Source organism: Acidovorax sp. (assembly GCF_046339755.1).
In the GTDB taxonomy this organism is placed as follows: Bacteria; Pseudomonadota; Gammaproteobacteria; order Burkholderiales; family Burkholderiaceae_C; genus Acidovorax.
The window spans coordinates 30,064-50,760 of record NZ_JBKDTZ010000170.1 but is presented as its reverse complement, the minus strand read 5'-3'; the positions used below and the strand labels follow the sequence as shown (position 1 = coordinate 50,760).

The window sequence follows — 20,697 nt, the reverse complement described above, 5'->3', positions numbered from 1 at the left end:
ATTCGGATGGATGCGCGAAGCACGGCGCAGCCAATAGCACAGCTATTGGCAAACCGTGCGACAAAGCAGACGCCGCATGCCGCGGCCAGCCCGAAGGGAAAGCCTGCAGCGCGGCGCATTGCGGCGTTGCCCTTCGCTTGCGTAGCCGTGCTACGCGGCACTCAGGGCGCCTTGCACTGCACCGCGCTGCAGGCTTTCGCGGGTGCGAAATGATGGATGACACGCCCTGGTAACCATGCCGCCGCTGAGTACGACCGCCCCCAATCCTGCCGGCCTTGCCGCATGGCGTGAAATGGCGGGCGACGCAACCCGCATCACCCTGAACGAACAGAGCCAGGCGCAGAACGCGAGCCTGCTTCCGCTGGGCGGGAACTCCACCGAAGAGAACCAGGCTGCGTTTGACAACCTGTTCACTTCGATCCACGGAAGCTCTCCCGAAGCCGCACCTGCGGTTCGCGAGCTGTTGGAAAGCCATCTCGACGCTGGTCTGCCCCTGACGGGCCGGCTGGTGCAGATGGCGATGCACATGGTTGAACAGTCCGCAGCCCAACTGTGCGACAAGTGGGACGTTGCGGCCAACTCCATCAATCTTTCGCCACGCGAAGTGGAGGGCCTGGAGGCCTATTTTGACTTTCAAACGCATTTGGGCGACCGCTTGCTGGCTGCCGATGCAGTGACACCTGCCGACAGGCTGGTGGTGCTGGATGCGATGTTGGATGAAATCAGGACAGCCCCCGTGGTGGGAGAAGCGGTCAAGGATCGCTTTATCGCCTACACGGGAATGGCGCGTGAGCAGGCCATTTTCGAACGAGACATCGCGAACTCGCCAAGTCCAGAACTGCGGAACATGGCGCTCCCGGATGAGTGCTGGAAGCTGGTGATGGATGGAAGTGCCCACGGAGAATTGACAGGCATCGTCCATTTTGAGAACGAATGCGGTTACATGCACGGCATGCTGAAGGCCTTGAATCACATGCTGGCACACGTACAAGACCCGGTGACAGCGGAAAGCTATGGCGAGCTGCACGACATCGCGGTCGGTGGCGTCCACGAACGAAACCACGTGGGTCCCGCTGGTCTGATGAAGCAGGGTTTTCGAGACGGCTCCGTAGGATTTGGTTTGGTCGAAGGCTCCAACATGAGTCGAGCGGGCCTGCTGGAGTTTGCGCGCTCGCCTCAGCGCCAGGAACAATGGTGCATTTACAGGAAAGAATTCAAAACGGGACCATCGGGGCCTGTTCCCGGATTGCGCACCGCTGTCCATACGCCAGAGCAATGCAAGGCGAAGGCAGGCCAGATCATCGCGCAGTACCACCGCGAGGTTGAAGCCGCCCCGCAAGACAACCCCCAGCGCGAGACCGCCATACTTCGCGCCATCGCCAAGTGCTGCAAGGACCTGGATCAACACCACCTCTTCTCGGACGGGAACATCAGAACGGTGGCGTTCCTGCTCATGAACAAGCTGCTCATTCAAAACGAGATGAGCCCCACCATGTTCATGAACCCGAATGCCATCGACATGCACTCCACGGACGAGATTGTTGAACTGATGCGCCAGGGTCAGACTGCAGTAGGACTGCTCAGTGAAGCTGAACCGCTTGATGACGCAGACCTGCTGGACGAACTGGCACGGATTGTCGGAGACACGGTGTAATACCGGGAAAGCGGTTGCCAATCGATCACACGCGCTGCCCATCCCTGATGCGGTAGCTCGGCTGGTACATGGTCACGAACTCTTCCGCCGCGGTGGGGTGCACGGCCATGGTGCGGTCGAAATCGTCCTTGGTGGCACCGGCCTTGAGGGAGATGCCCAGCAATTGCACCATCTCGCCCGCATCGTGGCCCAGCACGTGGGCGCCCAGCACCTTGCGGCTGGCGGCATCGACGATGAGCTTCAGGACCATCTTTTCCGCACGGCCCGACAGCGTGGCCTTCATGGGGCGGAACTCGGCGCGGTAGACCTCCAGCTCGGCATAGCGCTTTGCGGCGTCCTCCTCCGACAGGCCCACGGTGCCGATCTCGGGCTGCGAGAACACGGCGGTGGCGATCAGGTCGTGGTCGGGCACGGTGGGTTGGCCCCGGTACTCGGTGTCGATGAAGCACATGGCCTCGTGGATGGCCACGGGCGTGAGCTGCACGCGGTTGGTCACGTCGCCCAGTGCCCAGATGCTGGGCACGCTGGTGCGCGAGTACGCGTCCACGACGATGGCGCCGCGTTCGTCCAGGGCCACACCGGCTGCCTCCAGACCCAGGCCCCTGGTGTTGGGGTCGCGGCCCAGTGCCAGCATGATGGTGTCGACGGCGATGGTCTCGCCGTTCTTGGTGGAGGCAATGAGCCCGCCGCCCTCACCTTCCACCTGGGCTACGTTCTCGATCACGTCCGTGAGCAGGATGCGGATGCCCTTGTCCACCATGGCCTTGTGCAGGCCCTGGCGCATGTCGTGGTCGAAGCGCGAGAGGATTTCCTTGCCGCGGTAGATCAGTGTGACCTGGACGCCCAGGCCGTGGAACACATTGGCGAATTCGACCGCGATGTAGCCGCCGCCGGCGATCAGGATGGAGCGCGGCAGCTCAGGCAGGTCGAAGGCCTCGTTGGAGCTGATGCACAGCTCGTGCCCCGGCAGCGCAGCATGCGGGTTGGGCGCGCCGCCCGTGGCGATGACGATGCGCTCGGCCGTCACCGTCTTGCCGGTGGCCATGATGCGCACGGTGTGCGCGTCGACCAGCTCGGCGCGGCTGTCGATCACTTCGGCCTGGTTGGTCTCCAGGCCGCGGCGGTACAGGCCCTCCAGGCGGGCGATCTCCTTGTCCTTGGCTGCGATCAGCGCCTTCCAGTCGAACGTGGGCGTACCCACCGTCCAGCCATAGCCCGCGGCGTCTTCGAAGTGTTCATGGAACTGCGAGGCATAGACGAACAGCTTCTTGGGCACGCAGCCGCGGATCACGCAGGTGCCACCAAAGCGGTGTTCCTCGGCCACCGCCACGCGCTTGCCCAGCGAGGCCGCGACGCGCCCCGCGCGTACCCCGCCCGACCCGCCACCGATCACGAACAAATCATAGTCATAGCCGCTCATCGCCTGGTTTTCCTTGTCAGCCGCAGCGCGCATCTCCAGTGTCTGCGCCATCACTGCGGCGCCCGGATGTTAATCCGGCCAGGCTTTCGCTGCAGGCGGCACTGAACTTACCCCGCCAGGTACTTCTGCGCAGCCTTGTTGCGCTTGGTGACTGCACGCTCCATGGCCGTTCTTCCCTGCTGGTCACGCCGGTCGCGGTCCACACCGGCCTGCAGCAGCAGGGGGATGCAGTCGGTGGCCTTCCAGTACAGGGCTTCATGCAGGGCGTTGCCGCCGTCGTGCATGGTGTGGTTGGGGTCGGCACCATGGGCCAGCAGCAGGGCCACGGCATCGGTCCGTTTGGCGGCGATGGCCGCAGCCAGTGCGCAGGAACGGCCGGGCGGCGCAGTCGCGGGCAGGCCCAGGTCCAGCAGTTGCTGCAGCAACGCCAGGGGCGGCCGCAGCTTGTCGCGGCGCACCCAGTGGCGCAGCGTGGAGGCTGCGGCATCGGCCCACTGCGGATCGTCCTGCCCGGGCACGGGCTTGCCGGCACTGCGGGCCACCAGGTCGTTCAGCATCGCGGCATCCATCTCCGGCTGGTCGGTGACCGACTCCACCAGCAGGTTCGGAAAAACCCCGGGCACCAGCACCAGGGCATGGTCGACACCCTCGCGCCACAGCCGGTCCAGTGCATGGTGGTTGCCGTCCTTGAGGGCATGTACCAGCAGGCTGCGGCGCGTCTCCTCGTCGGGTGGCGCCTGCTCCAGCAGGGTATCGAGCCAGGCATGGTCATGCGCCCACACGGCATGGGTCTGGCGCAACTTCATCTCGCCCTGCAGGGTGGACTCGGGCCAGGCGATGCGGGCGCCACGCGCCATGAGGAGTTCGCGCACACGCTGGTGGCATCCATGGGCCAGAGGCGAGCCGTGGATCGGGCTGTAGGCATTGACATCGGCACCCGCATCCAGCAGCAGCTGCGCGGCCTGCAGGCAGCGCTCGGGCGGCTCGCTCAGGTGCTCGGATGAGCTGACCAGCGCATGCAGGGCGGTAGCGCCCTCGTCATCGATGCCGTTGACCTCGGCACCGGCGTCGAGCAAGGCCTGCATCAGCCGGCTGTCGAAGGCATGGGCTGCGCGCAGCAAGGGGAACACCGGCATCGTGGAGTACTCGGGCATGCGCGTGACCAGGGCCACCGGGTCGGGGCGCGCGCCGGCTTGCAGCAGCGCGATGATGGCGTCGGTGGGCAAGAGCGTGTCGTTGCGTCCATCCTTGACGGTGAACAGGTGCACCATCAGCGGCCAGTGGCCCACCAGGCTGTTGGAGTCCAGCCCATGGTGGCGCACCAGGTCGAGCAGGGCCTCGTGGTCATTGCCGGCGAGCAACTGGCGCACCTCTTCCATCGGGTCCATCTTGCGCGCGGCGGCCTCGAACTGCTTCTTGCTCACCTCCCTGCCCGGGCCGTTGAACCACAGGCCCTGGAGTTGGCCGTCGCCTGCGCCATCGTCCCACTCGCAGCCAAAGAGCTTGCCGCCTCGCTCCGCAAGGCCGGCAGGCCAGCCATCGCCCGGCAGCAGGGACCAGGGGCCGAGCACGGCCAGTTCGGCCAGCAGGCCCACGCAGTTGGCAAACTCGAAGCTGGCTCCCGAGCCTTCGGGCAGGCCAAGCAACGCCTCCAGCGCCTGGGCCTGGGCATCCAGCGGCAGGCGCTCCGTGGCCTCGGCTTCGTCGACCCAGCGGCGGGCCTCGGCGCGCGACTGGAAGTACAGGGTGTAGCGCAAACGGTTTTCTGACATGGAATACAACAGGGCTGAATCGGCCACAGCGGCCATTGCCCGATTGTGGCGAGGCTGGAGCGCGGTCTGCTGGACAAGTTGTCCACCCCGCTGGTGCAACGAATGCGGCCACCAGGGACTGCGGGCTCTTCACACAGGCCTCACGCTGGCGGGCGACACTGCTGCGCACGTTGCCCTGGGCATGCCCCCAAGAACAGATGACAGCCTTTCACAGCCAGATCCGCCAAGCCGCCCTGCCCTTTGCCTTCATCGCCGCCGTCTATCTGGGTGTCCGGCTGTGGCTGAGCATCGGCGACATTTCGCTCGCCCACTGCCCTGCAGACCTGGTCTGGTACGGCCTGGCAAGTGGCGACAAGAAATGCAGCTGGCCACTGCCGGTCTACCTGGCCAAGGACATGGGTGGTGCCGCCGTCACGGCCGCCCTGCCCGTACTGTTGTGCGCCGCCGTGGCACCGCCCGCGGACAGGAAGGCAGCGGCGTGCATCGCCGCCATGGCCATCTGCGCCCTGGCGCTGCTGTACCTGCTGGGTGGCTCGCACCACCTGCGACCTGCCAGCCTGCTGGTGGGCGTGGGCGTGGCGTCTGCGCTGTCGTCGTGGCTGGCTACGTGGTGCGTGGCACGAACGGCCCGGCCACGCTGAGCACCGTGCTCAGTTGATAAGGGCGCCCAGCAGAAAGGCCAGCCCCAACAACAATCCATCGTTGAGGATGTGCGCCAGCGATGCCACCGACAGGTTTTTGGTGCGCAGGTAGGCCAGCCAGAGCACCATGCGCGATACGCTGATGATGACCAGGCTCTGCGCCACATTCCAGCCGTAGGTCGGCAAGTGCAAGGCCCCGAACAGCACCGCCGACACCACCCACGCCCCCACGATGGCCCGGCGCCGGGGCCAGGCCAGCGGGCCCGCCAGCCAGGTGAGCCGGGCCAGGAAGGGCAGCACCGTGAGGATTTCCTCGCCGATGAGATGCGGGATGGTGCATGCCAGGAACACAATTTTCTCGGCCGTGCCCATGGCGGCCAGCGCCTTGACCACGGGGTTGGGCACGGCGCCGAACAATTGAGAAACCAGCAGCGCCACGGCCACCGTCACCACGATGTTGAGCAGCACCAGGCCCACCGCCAGCCGCACATCGCGCCAACCCACGGGCCGAAACAGCTGCTGCCACTGCGGTCCCGCCACCGCGCGCAGGGCCAGCAGCGGCAGCGCCGGGAAGGCCAGCGCCGGAATCAGCGCCGGCCAGCCGCCCAAGACGCGCATGGCCGCCACGGAGGGGATGTGCAGCGCACCATAGGCTGCCATGGCGACCAGGAGCACGGCGAGCCACTGGCGGGCGCCCAGTGCCAAGGGACGGCCGTCGTAGAACGGGAAATCCGTGCCCTGTGCGGGCAGCGGCGGCGCTGCGCCCCCCGCCATCAGCCCTGCTGCACCCGGTTGCGTCCCGCCTGCTTGGCTGCGTACAAGGCCGCGTCGGCACGCCCGTAAATGCGCTCGGCGTTCTCGCCTTCCACCAGGGTGGCGGCGCCCACGCTGATGGTCACAGGCATCTCGGGCCAGGGGCCGGCCTCCACCATCTTGCGGATGCGCTCGCCCACCTCCAGCGCGCCAGCCTCGCCGGTGCTGGGCAGGATGACGGCGAACTCTTCGCCGCCAACGCGGGCTACCACGTCCACCGTGCGGGCGCAGGCCTTCATGTGGCCGGCAATGGCCTGCAGCACGCGGTCGCCGCCATCGTGGCCGATGGTGTCGTTGACGCGCTTGAAGTGGTCCACGTCGAGCATGAGCAGGCTCAGCGGTGTGCCGCGGCGCTGCACCACGGCCAGTTCCTGGGCCATGAGGGCGTCGAACGCGCGGCGGTTGCGCAGGCCCGTGAGGGGGTCGGTGGTGGCCAGGTCTTCGAGCCGCATGTTCAGCTCGTCCACGCGCTGAATCTGTTCGACCAGTTGCAGGTTGATGCTGGCAGCCTGCTGCAGGGCGATGCGCAGGCGGATCTCGCGCAGGGCGGACTGGCCCAGTTCGGTGAGCACGTCCAGGTCCTGCTCGGTCCAGTGCCGGGGCGCGAAGTCGAGCGCGCAAAAGGTGCCCAGGGCATCGCCGTCTTCCGTGAGCAGCGGTATGCCGGCGTAGGCGCGCACGCGCCCTGCCTTCACGCCGGGCAGGTCGCGGAACACGGGCAGCAAGGTGGCGTCTTCGATCACCAGCGGTACCTTGGAGACCGCCACATAGTGGCAAAAGGTGCGCCCCATCTGGTCGCGGCTGCCGCCGGGCGCGGCCACGCCGGGGCCCAGGGCTGTGCTCATGTGGAAGTCGCGCCCCCGGTCGAGCAGCGAGACGAACACCACCGGCGCGCCGGTGAGCCGCGAGGCCAGGCGGGTGAGTCGGTCAAAGGTCTCCTCGGGCGCGCTGTCGAGCAGGCCCGTGCGCTGCACGGCAGCCAGGCGCCGCGGGTCGGCCAGCGCGGTGTGGATGCTGACATCGTCCGGCGGGGGAGCAAGCGCAAGGTCCATGGCGTGGGGAGGGCTGGCGGTGGAGATACCGGATTATTGGCGAGCGCCGGTCGCCGTCACGTCGGACATACCCTCCTTCCTCGGACCCATGACGAGGCCGGGAAACCGTATGCCGGCATCAGCTGCATTGGCAGATCTGGCGGTACTGGCCTCTGGTGGACATGGGATAGTCCTTGTCGTCCCGGAGGATGCCGGCCCAGGGCTGGCAGCGCTGGCGGCATTCCTCGACCTGGCTGAATGGCCCTGGGGCAAGCCCCCTGAGCAAACCCATGACCAGCACGAAGGAACCGATCAAGCCACAGAAGACCATCGCCACCAGCCAACCCGGTGGAATGCGTGCAACGAGCCTCTGCAGGGACGAAGCCGTTCTCTCCTGACTGCCTGCTTCTCTGCGCCGTTTACGGACCATTGCTATCGGGCGACAGAAAGACCGCCTACGGTTGGCGCGGCCGGATAGCCACCAGCACGTTCTCGCCCTCCACCCGCTCGGCGCGGAACTCCACGCGTGTGCCGGGCCGCAAACCCTTGAGCAGCGCCGCGTCGCGCACGCGGTAGGTGATGGTGGAAAACGGGATCTTGACGCCCGGCGCTACCTTGATGTGGGCAAAGGTGTCGCGGCTGCCCGACTCCTGTGAGACGGCGCGGAACTCGCCATGGGTGTAAACGGTGGCGGGGTCCGCTGTTGCTGCGGCGGCCGTCGTCTGGGCCAGGGCGGCCACCGGCAGGCAGCACAGCAGCGCCGCAGCGGCGGCCAGGGAGCAGAGCGTGAGCATTGCGGTCATGCGCAAAAGCATACCGCACACCCGGGCCATGGACCAAGCGGTCAATACCCCCTTATCGGCACAAGCTTTGGTCGCTCAATACCGCCAGTTCCGTGACCTTGGCGATGGCACCGTACTTGCCGGCGGGGCCGGCCTGGGGGTGCTTGCGCGGGGATGCCTTGACCTGCACGGGCGTCACCCACAGCGGCACCTCGCCCTGCAAGGCCTTGATCTGGTCCATCACCGCGCGGTCGACTTCGACGAAGTAGATCTGGTCCGGCGCGGTGCGCAGGTCGAACCGGCCGGGCCCCACGGCCAGGCAGCCTGAGAGCTTGTCGGCCGCCATGGCGTAATCGCAGGCCAGGGCCATGAAGGCGATCACAGGAAGGCGCTGTATGGATGTCACGAAAGGATTTTGAAGAGCCAGTGCATGCACAGACTCATCGCACGGCGCGAGGCTCCCGCTGCGAACGGGCCGCCACCAGCGCAATCGCCAGCGCCCCCATCACCAGCACCGCGGCCATGCCGAAGGTGGCTTGCAGCCCGGCCAGTACCGCACCGGGCTGCGCCATGGCAGCGCCCTGCCCGGCCTGCACACCAGCCCCCCAGGCGAACACGGCCCCCATGGCCGAGGCGCCAGTGACCAGCCCCAGGTTGCGCGAGAGGTTGAGCAGGCCGGACGCCACGCCGCGCGGTGCACCGACACCGGCCATGACCGCTGTGTTGTTGGCCGCCTGGAACAGCGCATACCCGGCGGTAAGGACCACCAGCGGCGCCACATAGCCCGAGACACCGAGTGCCGGCCACACTCCGGGCAGCAGCACCATCAGCACCGCCCCCGCGGCCATTGCCAGGATCCCCGCCACCACGGTACTCTGCGTACCCAACCGATCCACCAGCCGGCCCGCCGGGACACCCGCCAGGGCCGAGACCAGGGGCCCGCACGACATGGCCAGCCCCACCTGGGCCGGGGCCAGCCCCAGAGCCCCTGCCAGGTAGAACGGGCCCACCACCAGCGTGGCCATGACCACGGTGGTGATCAGCGCGCTCATGGCAAAGCCCGCGCCCACTGCCGGCCCCTGGAACAGGGCCAGCGGAACCATGGCTGCCACACCGCGCCGCCCTGCCCCGCGCTGCAGATGGATGAACAGCACCAGGCCCAGCAAGGCCCCCGCCAGCAATGCGCCATTGAGCATGCCGAAGCGGCCGTGCCCCAGCGTCATGGCCAGGGCATAGGCGGCCAGCGTGGCCGCCAGCAGCATCATGCCCGCGATGTCGAAGCGAGGGCGCTGTGTGCCTGCGCCGATGCGGTCTGCAGGCAGTGTGCGGCGCGCCAGCCACCAGGCCGCGGCCCCCAGCGGCAGGTTCACGGCAAACAGCCCTGGCCAGCCCCAGCCCGCAATCAGCGCCCCGCCCAGCGTGGGCCCCAGCGCCGTGCCCACGGCCGACAAGGTGCCCAAGAGGCCCATGGCGCGGCCCGTGCGCTCTGGCGGAACGGCATCGGCCACCAGGGCCATGCTGAGTGCCATCATCGCCGCGGCGCCCAGGCCCTGCAGGGCGCGCGCAGCCACCAGCCAGGGCAGCGATGGCGCCAGCGCGCACAGCAGCGATGCGCCGGTGAACAACGCCAGCCCCGCCAGCAGCAGGCGCCGGCGCCCCAGCACATCGCCCAGCCGCCCCACGCCGACCACGGCCGTGGTGGTCGCGAGCAGGTAGGCCAGCACCACCCACTGCACCTGCTGGAAGCTGGCGCCAAAGGCCTGCGCCAGCGTGGGCAGCCCCACATTGGCGATGCTGGTGCCCAGCGAGGCCAGCAGCGTGGCCAGGCCCAGGGCGGCCAGTACGCCGCGCGGTACAGCGGGAGAAGCAAGGGGCTTGGCTGTGGCGGTGGTCATGGTGCGGTGGCAGACATCGGATCGGTACACCGAGCGTAGGCATTTGCCAGCCATGGCGGAAGGCGCAGCATTTGCATTGCATCAGTGCACCAGACGCCATGCCAAAATCAGACAATGGGTGCATGACCCGCCCCGACCTGAACCTGCTCGTCACCCTGGATGTGCTGCTGGCCGAAGGCAATGTGGCACGCGCCGCCAGGCGCCTGCACCTGAGCCCATCGGCAATGAGCCGGGCGCTGGCGCGCCTGCGCGAAACGGTCGGCGATCCGCTGCTGGTGCGCGCCGGCCGCGGCCTGGTGCCCACGCCCCGGGCGCTGGAACTGCGCGAGCGTGTCGCCCAACTGGTGCACGACGCCGAGGCCGTGCTGCGCCCCATCGAGGCGCCAGACCTGGCGCAGATCGCGCGCACCTTCACCCTGCGCGCCAGCGATGGCTTTGTGGAAACCTTCGGCCCTGCGCTGCTCGCGCGCGTGGCGGCCGAGGCCCCCGGTGTGCGCCTGCGCTTCGTGCAAAAGCCCGACAAGGACAGCACCCCGCTGCGCGATGGCGAGGTGGACCTGGAGACCGGCGTGCTCGGCCCCGCCATGGGGCCCGAGGTGCGGGTGCAGGCGCTGCTGCGTGACCGCTTCGTGGGCGTGGTGCGCGCAGGGCACCCGCTGGGCAAGGGCAAGGTGACCACGAAGCGCTACGCGGCCGGCCGGCACATCGCCGTATCACGCCGCGGGCTGGAGCAAGGGCCCATCGAGCAGGTGATGGGCCCGCTGGGCCTGGAGCGCGACATCGCCACCATCGTGAGCGGATTTGCCACCGCACTGGCGCTGGCCCGCGCCACGGATTTGATCGCCACCGTGCCCGAGCGGCACACCGCCGGCCTGCGCGCGGGCCTGCACACCTTTGCCCTGCCGGTGGCGGTGCCGCCCATCACCGTGTCGCTGCTGTGGCACCCGCGCCTGCATGCGGACCCGGTGCACCAGTGGTTGCGGGGGCTGGTGCAGGAGGTCTGCGCAGCGTAGCGAGCCGGCGCGCTGCGGCTCAAGGGCGCCAGGGCGCGACCATATTGCCGCCCGACACCAGTTGCTGGCGCGCCGCCGGGGTGAACAGGTGGTAGAGCATGCGCGGCGGCGATGCGCTCACCTCGTCGAGCGCCGCGCGGTGCTCTGGCGACAGCACCACATCCAGCGCGGCCATGTTGTCGGCCACCTGCTCCACCCGGCTCACGCCCGTGAGGGTGGAGGTGATTCCAGGCCGCCCGGTGACCCAGGCCAGGGCCACGCGCGCGGGGGTTTGCCCGGCTTCGGCGGCCACGCGGCGCAGCACATCGACAATGGCCCAGTTGCGCTCGGTGAAGAGGGAATCGCCGAACGGGTTGGCGCCGTCCAACCGCTTGTCGCCGGCCGGGCGCTCTTCACTGGCCGCAGCCACTTCGCGCGGCAGGCCGCCTGCGCGGGGTGTGCCGGCCTCCACCGTGGCCCGGTCGTACTTGCCCGCCAGAAAGCCGAAGGCCAGCGGGCTCCAGGGCACGATGCCCATGCCGAATTCGCCGGCCAGGGGCACGTGCTCGGCTTCGATGTCGCGGTTGGCCAGCGAGTAGAAATACTGCAGGCCGATGGGCCGGGGCAGGCCCCGCACGGCAGCCAGCGTGGCCAACTGGGCGGCGTACCAGGCAGGTGCGTTGGAGACGCCCCAATAACGCACCTTGCCGCTGCGCACCAGGGCGGCCATGGTCTCCAGCAGTTCCTCGGCCGGCGTGGCCGAGTCCCACACATGCACCCAGTACAGGTCCACATGGTCGGTCTGCAGGCGGCGCAGCGAGCCGTGCAGCGCGGCATGCACGTGCTTGGCGCCGTTGCCTCCGGCATGCGGCCCCTGCCCTGCCGAAAAGCCCGCCTTGGTGGCGATGACGATGCGCTCGCGCAGGCCGCGCCCGGCGATGAAGCCGCCCAGCATCTCCTCGCTGGCACCGCTGGAGTACACGTCGGCCGTGTCCACAAAGTTGCCGCCGGCCTCCACATAGGCGTCGAACACCCTGCGCGAGGCGTCCTCGCCCGAACCCCAGCGCGGCGCGCCAAAGGTCATGGTGCCCAGCGCCAGGGGGCTGACGGCCAGGCCCGAACGGCCCAGCGTTCGGTAGTCGGTGAGGGACATGGATGAATTTCCTAGTGGTTGATAGGAAAATATAACAGCCCTTGCCAAACCGGGCAATCGATTTCATAGTGCTCACTATGAAAATAAAGGAACCCACGGCCCGGCGCCGCAAAGGCCGCCCCCTGTCGTTCGACCGGGACGTGGCGCTGAACCAAGCCATGCAGCTGGTCTGGCAGCATGTCTACTATGCCACCTCGCTCAACGACCTGACCACTGCGCTGGGGGTCACGCCGTCCAGCATCTACACGGTGTTTGGCGACAAAAAGGGGCTGTTTCTGGCGGCCGTGGAGCGCTATGTGTCCGGCGGCCCGGTCACCTCGCAGGGCATCATCGACGGCGCGGCCACGGCGCGCGATGCCGCCTGGGGCCGGCTGCAGGCGGCGGCCATCGGCTCCAGGGGGGCGGACACGCCGGCCGGCTGCCTGCTGGCCAGCTCGGCCATCAGTTGCTCCGATGCGGCCAGCGAGGTCAAGGAAACCCTCGCCGGCATGCGCCGTGGCATCGAGGCCATGCTGGAGCAGCGCATCGCCAAGGCCATCGCCAGCGGCGAACTCCCGCGCAGCGCCGACGCCAATGCCCTGGCCGGGCATGTGATGGCGGTGATACAGGGCATATCGACGCTGGCACGCGACGGCGCGCCGCGCGAGAAACTGCTGCGCGTGGCCGCCACGGCGATGCAGGCGTGGCCGGGTCGCGAGGGGGCTGACGCGGCGGACCATTGAGCCCGCTTTGCCTCTTGGGGAACCCTCATGCGGTCTAGCCGCAGAACCCAAGCAAGGTCGTCGCTGTGGTCGACCCTCTGCGCGAAGTGATCGCAGATGAGGAGGAGTTGCCCTCTAGGAGGCTGTCGGACTTGGAGCGTCGAAAGCGAAAATCGGCCCCAGCGAGGACAGTTTTTGCCGGATTTGCAGCCCCATAGCCAGGCTATGGGGCAAAAAGACGGTGAAAAATGGACCGCTGCGGCCGATTTGCAGCCGACGATTTCCAAGTCCGACAGCCTCCCTGCAGGGGCAATGGCTCGAATTTTGCTTGGCTATGGAGCAACTTCAGGCAAGAGGAATCCTTGAACCGGCATTACATCTTCAATGGGGGCGCGCAAGGCAACTGGCGGATTGAACGGATGGTGCCAGTGCGTGGCGAGCAGCTTGCAAAGGCCAATTACCTGGATGTCAGGGTGGATGACACCGTTGTCGCAGCGCAGACCTCCTGGCAGCTTCGTGGTGTGGTCAGCAACGAGCGATATGTGACCGAAGAGGAGCGGGTCGGGCTTGCTGCACGGCAGGCGCCACTCGGTCGTGCCGGCGCATCCCATGCCGTGCTCATCCCCATTCGCAAGTCTGCGAAGTGGTGGTCCTTGGCGCAAGACCAGCGCCGGGCCATCATCGAAGAAGACTCGCGGCACATCGCGATCGGCATGGAGTACCTTCCAGCGGTTGCGCGCCGACTTCATCACTGCCGCGACCTCCCTGGCGAGCAGCCTTTCGATTTTCTGACTTGGTTTGAGTTTGCACCGGATCAAGAAAGTGCTTTCGACGAATTGCTCCGTCGCCTTCGGTCCACGCATGAGTGGGACTATGTGGAGCGTGAGCTGGAGCTTCGTCTGGTGACGGCCCAGGGTCGTCGCTGACTGGAAATCCATGTGCGCCGAGTGCTTGCTCAAGGCCGTCTATGGCGATCGCTGCGGTTTGCGCCTCTCCCTGGCGCGAAATCCATCGGTTTTATGGATGGCATCTGTTTACGGGACATAGCACTGGCCGGTCGCACCACACTGCACGTTCACAGCGCGTCCAGATCCGCGCGCAATTGGCTGGCATGCGCACGCAGGGCCTGCAACTGCGGGCCCTGCATCTTCTGCAACTGGCGGTACACCATGCCCAGGCGAAAGTTGCTGCCCAAGTTGGCTTCGTGGCGGGCAAAGAAGTCCCAGTACAAGGCGTTGTAGGGGCAGGCGCGCTCGCCCACCTTCAGCTTCTTGTCGTAGTGGCAGCCCTTGCAGTAGTCGCCCATGCGGTCGATGTAGGCGGCGCTGCTGACATAGGGCTTGGTGGCCAGCAGGCCGCCGTCGGCAAACTGGCTCATGCCTACCGTGTTCGGTAGCTCCACCCACTCGAAGGCGTCGATGTAGACCCCGAGGTACCAGCGGTGCACGGCTGCAGGGTCCAGCCCGGCCAGCAGGGCAAAGTTGCCGATGACCATGAGGCGCTGGATATGGTGGGCGTAGGCACCATCGAGCGATTGCCCCACGGCATGCTGCAGGCAGCGCATGCGGGTGTCGCCGCTCCAGAACCACTGTGGCAGTGGGGTGCTGTGGCCCAGGGCGTTGCGCCCGTCGTAGCCGGGCATGTGGGCCCAGTAGATGCCGCGCACGTACTCGCGCCAACCCAGGATCTGGCGGATGAAGCCTTCCACCGCCGCCAGTGGCGCGGTGCCTGCCTGCCATGCGGCCTGGGCGCGCTGCACCACCTCGCGCGGGTGCAGCATCTTGGTGTTGAGGGCGAACGACAGCAGCGAGTGGAACAGGTGCGGGCTGCGCGTGCTCATGGCGTCTTCGTACTCGCCAAAGTGCGGCAAGGTGGTGGCAATGAAGTGGTCGAGCGCGGCCAGGGCCTCGGCCCGGTTCAGCGGCCAGCGCAGCTGCGCGGCCTGCGGGTTACCAAAGCTCTGCACGCCGGCGGCCACGATGGTGGCCCACAGGGCGCTGTGGTCGTGCACGGGCCGCGCATCGGGCGGCGTGGCCGGGGTACCGGGCCAGGGCTTGCGGTTGTCGTGGTCGTAGTTCCACTGGCCGCCCTCGGGCTCGCCGGCCTCGTCGATCAGCACGCCATGCTGTTGGCGCATGCGGCGGTAGAAGTGCTCCATGAGCCACTGCTTGCGGCCCGCAAACACCTCGGCCACCTCGCTGCGGCTGGTGTAGAAGTGCTCGCTGCCAACCGCCTGCGTGGCAAAGGGCTGCTCTGCGCACCACTGGTGCAGTTGCGCATCGAGCCGCCACTCATCGGGGTGCTGGTACTCCAGCCGCTGGGCGCCATAGTGCGCCATGAGGGCGGCCAGGTTGCCGGGCACGGACTGGCGGTTGCTGGCGTCGTCGATGGCCACGTAGCGCACACGGTGCCCGTCGCTGCGCAGGTGGCGCGCCAGATCGCGCATGGCGGCAAAGATGGCGAGGATCTTTTGCGCATGGTGCAGCACGTAATCGGTCTCTTGCCGCACCTCCATCAGCACATAGACCACGCCGGCATCGCGCGTGGCAAACCAGCTGTGCTGCGGGTTGAGCTGGTCGCCCAGCACCAGGCGCAGGGTGTGGGCTTGTGCAATGCTCACGCCGTGCCCCACATGCGGCGGTAGCTGCCGTCGGCATCGTGCTCTTGCGCCTGCCTGGCGGGGTTGAAGCGGCGGCCACCACGCGGGTCGGTGCCGCGCCCGGCGATGTACAGCCAGTTGCCTTGGTTGCTGTAGGGGTCGTAGTCCACCAGTTGCGATTCGAACCAGGCGGCGCCCGCGCGCCAGTCGCCCTGCAGCTCGTGGATTAGGTAGCTGGCGGCCACCTGGCGCAGGCGGTTGCTCAGGTATCCGGTGGCGGCCAGCTCGCGCAGGGCTGCGTCCACCAGCGGCTCGCCCGTATCGCCAGCGCACCAGCGCGCGAACCCGGCTGCGTTGTGGGGCGCCAGCGGCTGGGCCGAGAGGCCGCGCGCACGGTACAGGGTGCGCCCGTGCTGCAGGTGCAGCAGCCGAAAATAGTCGCGCCACAGCAGCTCGAACCAGAGCCAGTAGGTGCCCTCGTTGGCGCCGTGCGCGGCCTCGAACCGGCGCAGCGCGGCCATGGCATGCCGGGCCGAGAGCGCGCCCGTGGCCAGCCAGGGCGAGAACTTGCTGGAGTAGCCCAAGCCCGTGAGCCCGTTGCGGGTGGCCTTGTAGGTGTGGGCTTGCCCGCTGGCAAGGTACTGCTGCACATGGGCCAGCGCGGCGGTTTCACCCCCATCGCAGGCGGGCGTGCCATAGGGGAAGGAAGAGCGCATGTCGCAGCCTGCGCCCTCGCCCACCCCGACTCCGCCACCGGGCCCGCCCTGCCCTTGCGCCGCACCCACGGCACCGGCCGTGTGCACGACCTCTTGCCACACCGCATCGGTCAGCGCGGCGGGCGGCGGCAGCAAGGCCGCAGGCGCCGGCAGCGGCTGCGGTGGCTGGATGCCGGCCTGCTCCACCGCCTGCCGAAAGGTGGTGAACACGCCAGGCAGGTCGCCCACGGGCCAGGGCAGATCGCAGGGCTGCAGCAGGCTGCTGTGCCACACGGTCTGCACCTGCAGGCCGGCTGCGCGCAGGGCGGCCACCTCGGCCTGCTCATGGGGGGCGGCAATCTCTTCACACACCACGGTGGTGGCGCCCACGGCGCGGGCCAGCGCGGGCAGCACGGCAGCGGGCTGGCCCTGGCACTGCAGCAAGGGGTTGCCCAGCCGGGCCATGCCGACCGCAAGGTCGCGCAGCGCAGCGCCCTTGAAGGCAAGGCGGTGCGGGCCCTTGCGGGCAAAGCCCCAGGGCGTGGCCTCGTCGGCCGGGGGCTGGCAGTGCACGGGCACCAGGTGGGTGGCGCCGCTGCCCAGGGCAGCGGCCAGTGCGCGCTGGTCGTGCAGGCGCAGGTCGCTGCGAAACCAGAAGATCGCGGTGCAGGGGGTGGTCATGGCGTGCCCCCGGCGCGCTTGCGCTCGTTGCGGCAGCGGTCGGAGCAGTATTTGACCTCGTCCCACACCTTCTCCCACTTCTTGCGCCAGGTGAAGGGCAGGCCGCAGTGCAGGCAGGTTTTCTGCGGCAGGTCGTGCTTCTTGCGCATGCGCATGGCGGGCTCGATGGAGGGGGTCTATGGTTCAGGCGGGCTGCAGCATCTGGTGCGCCAGCGCGCGGCCGCTGAGCCAGGCGCCTTCGACCTTGCCGCCGTGCAGCCAGTCGCCGCAAACACCCAGGCCCAGGGTGCTGCTCCACCAGCAGCCTTGCTGCAGTGCGGGCTCGGTGTCGGCATAGCGCCAGCGGTGGGCCGTGGCGGCCACGGGCGGCGTCCCGCCCAGTGCGGTGAATGCAGCCAGCAGGGCTGCGGTGACCGACTCGGCGCTGTCTTCGATGTGCGCCTCGCTCCACTCGGGGCTGGCGTGCAGCAGCCAGGTCTCGGGCCCGGTGCGACCGGGCTTGCTGCTGTCGCGGGCCACCCAGCGCAGCGGGCCGGCGTTGACGAAGGCGCCATCCCAGGGCATGGCCACGGGCGCGGCATAGCGCAGCATCACCGCCCAACTGCCGCGCATGCGGGCGCTGGCGGCCAGGGCAGCGCCATCGGGCGCCACCGGTGCGAGCAAGGCCGCAGCTTGCGGCGCCGGCATGGCCAGCACCACGCGGTCATAGCGCGCCGCGCGCAGGCCCTGCTCTGCCGAGGCGATGGCCCAGCCATCGCCGGTGCGCTGCAGCCGCTGCACGGTGGTCTGCCACTGCGTGGCCGCGTGGTGACCAAAGCCCTGCACCAGCCAGGCGGCCGGCGCGGTCATGCGCGGCGTGCCCACAAAGCGCTCCAGCGGGGTGTGCGGCGTGGTCCAGGCCATGCCGTCAAAGCTGGCCAGGCGTGCAGGCCATGGCGCAGCCACGCCGGCTGCCTGCCAGCGTGCCACCTCGGCGCGAAAGGCAGGGTCGCGCGCGGTGAAATACTGGGCGCCATGGTCGCATTGCCAGGCAGCGGTGGCATCGTCTTGGGCCCGCCGGGTGGCCATGCGGCCCGAGGGGCCCCGGCTCTTGTCCAGCAGATGCACGGCGTGGCCGACCTGCAGCAGTGCCTGCGCGCACGACAGGCCGGCCAGGCCGGCACCGACCACGGCAATCTGCAGGCGGGTGCGGGTTGCTGCAGTCATGGCTGCGGGTCGGTGCGTTGCTGGCTTACCCAGATCAGCGCCTGGGTGTCGATGCCCAGCGCGCTGGCGCGGGCGATGAGCTGCTCGCGCACGCCCGGCTCCAGCTGCTTGCTGCGCGACAGGATCCAGCAGTAGCTGCGGTCGGGTCCCACCACCAGGGCCCAGCCGTAGTCGGCATCGAGCGCAGCGACGTGGTAGCCGCCGTAGAACGGCCCGAAGAAAGACACCTTGAGCGAGGCGGTCTGCGCATCGCCCGTGAACAGCGCCTTGCCCACGGCCTGGCGCCATTCGCCGCGCTGGCTGCCCTTGGTGGTGTCAAAGCCCCGGTTGAGCACACGCACGCTGCCGTCCGCCTGGCGCTGGTACGTGGCGCTCACGTCCGTCATGCCGCGCTCGAAGGAGTGGTCGAGCCGCGCCACCTCGTACCAGCGGCCCTCGTAGCGCGCCAGGTCAAACGGCGTGACAGGGGTGATGCCCGGCGGCGGGGCGGTGGATGAGCAGGCGGCCAGAGCCAATGCCATGGAGGCAAGCAGAGCGAGTGCGGCGCGGCGTAGCCAGGGGAATTGGGAGGCCATAAAACCAATCAGTCACAAAACATACTGAATGGTATATCAAATACCGATGGCCAGCGGTCAGGCAGCTCTCTACCGGGGGCTTCACAGCTGCGGGGTCTTGACCGCCTTTGCATCCAGCTCGCGCATCAGATCGACCAATGCCCTCAGTCCAGCCGGCACATGCCGGTGGCCGGGGTAGTAGAGGCTCAGCCGCCCGATGGACGGGGTCCAGTCGTGCAGCACCCGCAGCAGGCGCCCGGCATTGATCTGCCTGCGGGCGGACCACTCGTTCATGTAGACCAAGCCCACGCCTGAGAGCGCTGCCTCCAGCCGCAGGCTGTTGCTGTCGAGTGCCACGGGCCCCTGCACGTCCAGCGACATGGCCTGGCCTTGCCTGCTGAAGTCCCAACGCCAGATGGCGCCGCTGGCCAGGCGATTGCGGACACAGCGATGGGCGCTGAGCTCGTGCGGGGTGGCGGGAATGGCCCTGCCCTTGAAATACGCTGGCGCACCGACCACGGCAAAGCCCTGCTCGGGACCGAACTGCGCGGCCACCATGTCCTGGGGCACAGAGTCGGCCAAGCGCACCCCTGCATCGAACCCGTCGGCCACGATGTCGACGAGCCGCCCTTCCGTGACCAGATCCACCTGCATCTCGGGGTAGCGCTTGAGGTAAGCGGGCAGGTAGGAGGTGAACAATTGGTGTGCGGCCGCCTCGGAACTGTTGATGCGCAGCGTGCCGGTGGGCCGTGGGCTCTGGGCACTGGTGGCATCGATGGCCCCCTCGATCTCGCGCAGCGCAGGCGCTATGCGGCCCAGGAACTCGCGCCCCGCCTCAGACAGCGCGACGCTGCGCGTGGTCCGATTGAAAAGGCGCACGCCCATGCGCTCCTCCAGCGCAGAAACGGCGTGGCTGACGGCGGATGCGGACAGCCCCAGGTCGGCTGCGGCAGCCCGGAAGTTGTGGTGCCTGGCCACGGCGACTACGGCCGGCAGGCCGGATAGCTCGGTACGTGTCATGGAGGTTGGTGTGCCTTGATGCCAATGTGAGCCAGCGCACGTCCGTACGAGTCCGGGCAATTGATGAATTCATTTCACTTCAGCATGCAGCATTGTGCTACTTATCAAATCAATGCGCTGCACCTAAGCTCGCGCCATGTTTTCACCAAGGCGCTCATTCATGGCACGCACCACGACACCCTTCAGCTTTCAGTCCACCGCAAGCGAGGTACTCGCGGGCGTGGATCTTTCAGGAAAACGAGCCATCGTCACGGGCGGCGCATCGGGCATTGGACTGGAGACCTCCCGGGCGCTGGTCAATGCCGGCGCAGAGGTGACGCTGGCCGTCAGGCGGCCCGACGCCGTGCAGGAGATTGCGCACGGCCTGCGCGCGGGCGGCCGGGGCAGCGTGCATGTCGCGGCACTGGACCTGAGCGAGCTGGGTTCGGTGCACCGGTTCGCTGCGCAGTGGAGCGGCCCGCTTCACATGCTGGTGAACAACGCGGGCGTCATGGCCATCCCTGACCTGGAAGTCACTGCACAGGGTTGGGAGCTGCAGCTTGCGACCAACTTTCTGGGGCATTTCGTGCTGGCCAACGGTTTGCATGAAGCGCTCAAGGCAGCCCAGGGGGCGCGCATCGTGTCGCTCAGCTCCAGCGCGCAACTGCTGGGGCCTGTGGTGTTCGATGATCTGCACTTCAGGTTTCGCGCGTACGAGCCCCTCGCGGCCTATGCCCAGGCCAAGACCGCATGCGTGCTGATGGCCGTGGAAGCGACGCGCCGCTGGCGGCACCAGGGCATCCTGGCGAATGCGCTGCACCCGGGTGCCATTGCCACCAATCTGCAAAAGCACACCGGCGGGCTCAAGACGCCGGTCGAGCGCCGCAAGACAGCGCAGCAAGGAGCCGCTACGTCGGTGCTGCTGGCGGCATCACCGTTGCTGCAAGGCATCGGTGGCCGCTACTTCGAGGATTGCAACGAGGCCCTGGTCATGGACCAGCGCACTGCGGACTTCACCGGGGTGGCGCCCTACGCCGTCGACCCGGCCAACGCGCATCGCCTGTGGGAAATGGCAAGCCATCTGGTGAACATGCAGCCATGACATGCGG

The 20,697-nt window shown here is 68.0% G+C and carries 21 protein-coding genes; 7 read left to right on the top strand and 14 right to left on the bottom strand.

What is annotated here, in order from left to right; translation table 11 throughout:
- Nucleotides 1–213 (top strand): hypothetical protein (locus tag ACK59X_RS14335; RefSeq protein ID WP_409958073.1); only part of this gene is annotated, 213 nt, incomplete at its 5' end.
- 22 nt (nucleotides 214–235) lie between these two features.
- A complete protein-coding gene (locus ACK59X_RS14330) occupies nucleotides 236–1,654 on the top strand; it encodes a hypothetical protein (RefSeq protein WP_409958071.1) in 1,419 nt (472 codons plus the stop codon).
- A 25-nt stretch (nucleotides 1,655–1,679) separates the two neighbouring features.
- On the opposite strand, the gene gor is transcribed toward ACK59X_RS14330, so the two are convergent.
- Nucleotides 1,680–3,074, bottom strand: a complete 1,395-nt coding sequence (gor, locus tag ACK59X_RS14325; protein ID WP_409958077.1) for a glutathione-disulfide reductase — start codon at nucleotides 3,072–3,074, stop codon at nucleotides 1,680–1,682.
- Between the two features lie 107 nt (nucleotides 3,075–3,181).
- Nucleotides 3,182–4,846, bottom strand: a complete 1,665-nt coding sequence (locus ACK59X_RS14320) for an ankyrin repeat domain-containing protein (protein ID WP_409958069.1) — start codon at nucleotides 4,844–4,846, stop codon at nucleotides 3,182–3,184.
- 197 nt (nucleotides 4,847–5,043) lie between these two features.
- On the opposite strand from ACK59X_RS14320, the gene ACK59X_RS14315 reads away from it, so the two are divergent.
- Nucleotides 5,044–5,487 (top strand): hypothetical protein, encoded by a 444-nt coding sequence (locus tag ACK59X_RS14315; RefSeq protein WP_409958068.1) that lies wholly within the window; start codon nucleotides 5,044–5,046, stop codon nucleotides 5,485–5,487.
- A 9-nt stretch (nucleotides 5,488–5,496) separates the two neighbouring features.
- Here the strand turns inward: ACK59X_RS14315 and ACK59X_RS14310 are convergent, their stop codons facing one another.
- The 5 genes from ACK59X_RS14310 to ACK59X_RS14290 all read right to left on the bottom strand — a co-directional run bounded on the left by ACK59X_RS14310 (nucleotide 5,497) and on the right by ACK59X_RS14290 (nucleotide 10,008).
- The gene (locus ACK59X_RS14310) at nucleotides 5,497–6,261 is read right to left on the bottom strand and encodes a CPBP family intramembrane glutamic endopeptidase (protein WP_409958066.1); all 765 of its coding nucleotides are present in this window, start codon (nucleotides 6,259–6,261) and stop codon (nucleotides 5,497–5,499) included.
- Nucleotides 6,261–7,352: a diguanylate cyclase gene (locus tag ACK59X_RS14305; protein ID WP_409958064.1), complete on the bottom strand. Its 1,092-nt coding sequence runs from the start codon at nucleotides 7,350–7,352 to the stop codon at nucleotides 6,261–6,263. Before ACK59X_RS14305 ends, ACK59X_RS14310 begins: the two co-directional genes overlap by 1 nt.
- 434 nt (nucleotides 7,353–7,786) lie before the next feature.
- A complete protein-coding gene (locus tag ACK59X_RS14300; protein ID WP_409958062.1) occupies nucleotides 7,787–8,134 on the bottom strand; it encodes a copper-binding protein in 348 nt (115 codons plus the stop codon).
- 52 nt (nucleotides 8,135–8,186) lie between these two features.
- A complete protein-coding gene (locus ACK59X_RS14295; protein ID WP_409958059.1) occupies nucleotides 8,187–8,519 on the bottom strand; it encodes a hypothetical protein in 333 nt (110 codons plus the stop codon).
- Between the two features lie 34 nt (nucleotides 8,520–8,553).
- Nucleotides 8,554–10,008: an MFS transporter gene (locus ACK59X_RS14290; RefSeq protein ID WP_409958057.1), complete on the bottom strand. Its 1,455-nt coding sequence runs from the start codon at nucleotides 10,006–10,008 to the stop codon at nucleotides 8,554–8,556.
- A 122-nt stretch (nucleotides 10,009–10,130) separates the two neighbouring features.
- Here ACK59X_RS14290 and ACK59X_RS14285 point away from each other — a divergent pair, with 122 nt between their 5' ends.
- On the top strand, nucleotides 10,131–11,021 hold the full coding sequence (locus ACK59X_RS14285) for a LysR family transcriptional regulator (protein ID WP_409958055.1): 891 nt from the start codon (nucleotides 10,131–10,133) through the stop codon (nucleotides 11,019–11,021).
- Nucleotides 11,022–11,040: 19 nt separating this feature from the next.
- Here ACK59X_RS14285 and ACK59X_RS14280 read toward each other — a convergent pair whose 3' ends face one another.
- Nucleotides 11,041–12,153 carry an aldo/keto reductase gene (locus tag ACK59X_RS14280; RefSeq protein ID WP_409958053.1) on the bottom strand — a complete coding sequence of 371 codons (1,113 nt, stop codon included), beginning with the start codon at nucleotides 12,151–12,153 and terminating at the stop codon, nucleotides 11,041–11,043.
- Nucleotides 12,154–12,230: 77 nt separating this feature from the next.
- On the opposite strand from ACK59X_RS14280, the gene ACK59X_RS14275 reads away from it, so the two are divergent.
- Together ACK59X_RS14275 and ACK59X_RS14270 are read left to right on the top strand one after the other, a co-directional pair.
- Nucleotides 12,231–12,875 carry a TetR/AcrR family transcriptional regulator gene (locus tag ACK59X_RS14275; protein WP_409958051.1) on the top strand — a complete coding sequence of 215 codons (645 nt, stop codon included), beginning with the start codon at nucleotides 12,231–12,233 and terminating at the stop codon, nucleotides 12,873–12,875.
- A 341-nt stretch (nucleotides 12,876–13,216) separates the two neighbouring features.
- The gene (locus tag ACK59X_RS14270) at nucleotides 13,217–13,780 is read left to right on the top strand and encodes a chlorite dismutase family protein (protein ID WP_409958049.1); all 564 of its coding nucleotides are present in this window, start codon (nucleotides 13,217–13,219) and stop codon (nucleotides 13,778–13,780) included.
- Nucleotides 13,781–13,929: 149 nt separating this feature from the next.
- Here ACK59X_RS14270 and ACK59X_RS14265 read toward each other — a convergent pair whose 3' ends face one another.
- From ACK59X_RS14265 to ACK59X_RS14240, 6 genes are all read right to left on the bottom strand, one after another.
- The gene (locus ACK59X_RS14265) at nucleotides 13,930–15,468 is read right to left on the bottom strand and encodes a cryptochrome/photolyase family protein (RefSeq protein WP_409958075.1); all 1,539 of its coding nucleotides are present in this window, start codon (nucleotides 15,466–15,468) and stop codon (nucleotides 13,930–13,932) included.
- Nucleotides 15,469–15,470: 2 nt separating this feature from the next.
- On the bottom strand, nucleotides 15,471–16,829 hold the full coding sequence (locus tag ACK59X_RS14260) for a DASH family cryptochrome (RefSeq protein ID WP_409958047.1): 1,359 nt from the start codon (nucleotides 16,827–16,829) through the stop codon (nucleotides 15,471–15,473).
- A complete protein-coding gene (locus ACK59X_RS14255; RefSeq protein ID WP_305743180.1) occupies nucleotides 16,826–16,984 on the bottom strand; it encodes a DUF2256 domain-containing protein in 159 nt (52 codons plus the stop codon). Before ACK59X_RS14255 ends, ACK59X_RS14260 begins: the two co-directional genes overlap by 4 nt.
- A gap of 28 nt (nucleotides 16,985–17,012) precedes the next feature.
- Complete coding sequence (locus ACK59X_RS14250; RefSeq protein ID WP_409958045.1) at nucleotides 17,013–18,035, bottom strand: NAD(P)/FAD-dependent oxidoreductase; 1,023 nt, start codon at nucleotides 18,033–18,035, stop codon at nucleotides 17,013–17,015.
- A complete protein-coding gene (locus ACK59X_RS14245; protein ID WP_409958043.1) occupies nucleotides 18,032–18,610 on the bottom strand; it encodes a lipocalin family protein in 579 nt (192 codons plus the stop codon). The genes ACK59X_RS14250 and ACK59X_RS14245 overlap by 4 nt, the downstream gene beginning before the upstream one ends.
- An 81-nt stretch (nucleotides 18,611–18,691) precedes the next feature.
- Nucleotides 18,692–19,609, bottom strand: a complete 918-nt coding sequence (locus ACK59X_RS14240) for a LysR family transcriptional regulator (protein WP_409958041.1) — start codon at nucleotides 19,607–19,609, stop codon at nucleotides 18,692–18,694.
- Between the two features lie 160 nt (nucleotides 19,610–19,769).
- Here ACK59X_RS14240 and ACK59X_RS14235 point away from each other — a divergent pair, with 160 nt between their 5' ends.
- Nucleotides 19,770–20,690: an SDR family NAD(P)-dependent oxidoreductase gene (locus tag ACK59X_RS14235; RefSeq protein ID WP_409958039.1), complete on the top strand. Its 921-nt coding sequence runs from the start codon at nucleotides 19,770–19,772 to the stop codon at nucleotides 20,688–20,690.
- Nucleotides 20,691–20,697: the final 7 nt, after the last annotated feature.

Excerpts from the sequence above, each read along its gene's own strand:
- ACK59X_RS14275 (WP_409958051.1), top strand. The coding sequence starts at position 12,231 with ATGAAAATAAAGGAACCCACGGCCCGGCGCCGCAAAGGCCGCCCCCTG.
- ACK59X_RS14305 (WP_409958064.1), bottom strand. The coding sequence starts at position 7,352 with ATGGACCTTGCGCTTGCTCCCCCGCCGGACGATGTCAGCATCCACACC.
- ACK59X_RS14235 (WP_409958039.1), top strand. The coding sequence starts at position 19,770 with ATGGCACGCACCACGACACCCTTCAGCTTTCAGTCCACCGCAAGCGAG.
- ACK59X_RS14240 (WP_409958041.1), bottom strand. The coding sequence starts at position 19,609 with ATGACACGTACCGAGCTATCCGGCCTGCCGGCCGTAGTCGCCGTGGCC.
- ACK59X_RS14250 (WP_409958045.1), bottom strand. The coding sequence starts at position 18,035 with ATGACTGCAGCAACCCGCACCCGCCTGCAGATTGCCGTGGTCGGTGCC.
- ACK59X_RS14245 (WP_409958043.1), bottom strand. The coding sequence starts at position 18,610 with ATGGCCTCCCAATTCCCCTGGCTACGCCGCGCCGCACTCGCTCTGCTT.
- ACK59X_RS14300 (WP_409958062.1), bottom strand. The coding sequence starts at position 8,134 with ATGACCGCAATGCTCACGCTCTGCTCCCTGGCCGCCGCTGCGGCGCTG.
- ACK59X_RS14315 (WP_409958068.1), top strand. The coding sequence starts at position 5,044 with ATGACAGCCTTTCACAGCCAGATCCGCCAAGCCGCCCTGCCCTTTGCC.
- ACK59X_RS14290 (WP_409958057.1), bottom strand. The coding sequence starts at position 10,008 with ATGACCACCGCCACAGCCAAGCCCCTTGCTTCTCCCGCTGTACCGCGC.
- ACK59X_RS14320 (WP_409958069.1), bottom strand. The coding sequence starts at position 4,846 with ATGTCAGAAAACCGTTTGCGCTACACCCTGTACTTCCAGTCGCGCGCC.
- ACK59X_RS14285 (WP_409958055.1), top strand. The coding sequence starts at position 10,131 with ATGACCCGCCCCGACCTGAACCTGCTCGTCACCCTGGATGTGCTGCTG.
- ACK59X_RS14255 (WP_305743180.1), bottom strand. The coding sequence starts at position 16,984 with ATGCGCATGCGCAAGAAGCACGACCTGCCGCAGAAAACCTGCCTGCAC.
- ACK59X_RS14330 (WP_409958071.1), top strand. The coding sequence starts at position 236 with ATGCCGCCGCTGAGTACGACCGCCCCCAATCCTGCCGGCCTTGCCGCA.
- ACK59X_RS14280 (WP_409958053.1), bottom strand. The coding sequence starts at position 12,153 with ATGTCCCTCACCGACTACCGAACGCTGGGCCGTTCGGGCCTGGCCGTC.
- gor (WP_409958077.1), bottom strand. The coding sequence starts at position 3,074 with ATGAGCGGCTATGACTATGATTTGTTCGTGATCGGTGGCGGGTCGGGC.
- ACK59X_RS14310 (WP_409958066.1), bottom strand. The coding sequence starts at position 6,261 with ATGGCGGGGGGCGCAGCGCCGCCGCTGCCCGCACAGGGCACGGATTTC.
- ACK59X_RS14260 (WP_409958047.1), bottom strand. The coding sequence starts at position 16,829 with ATGACCACCCCCTGCACCGCGATCTTCTGGTTTCGCAGCGACCTGCGC.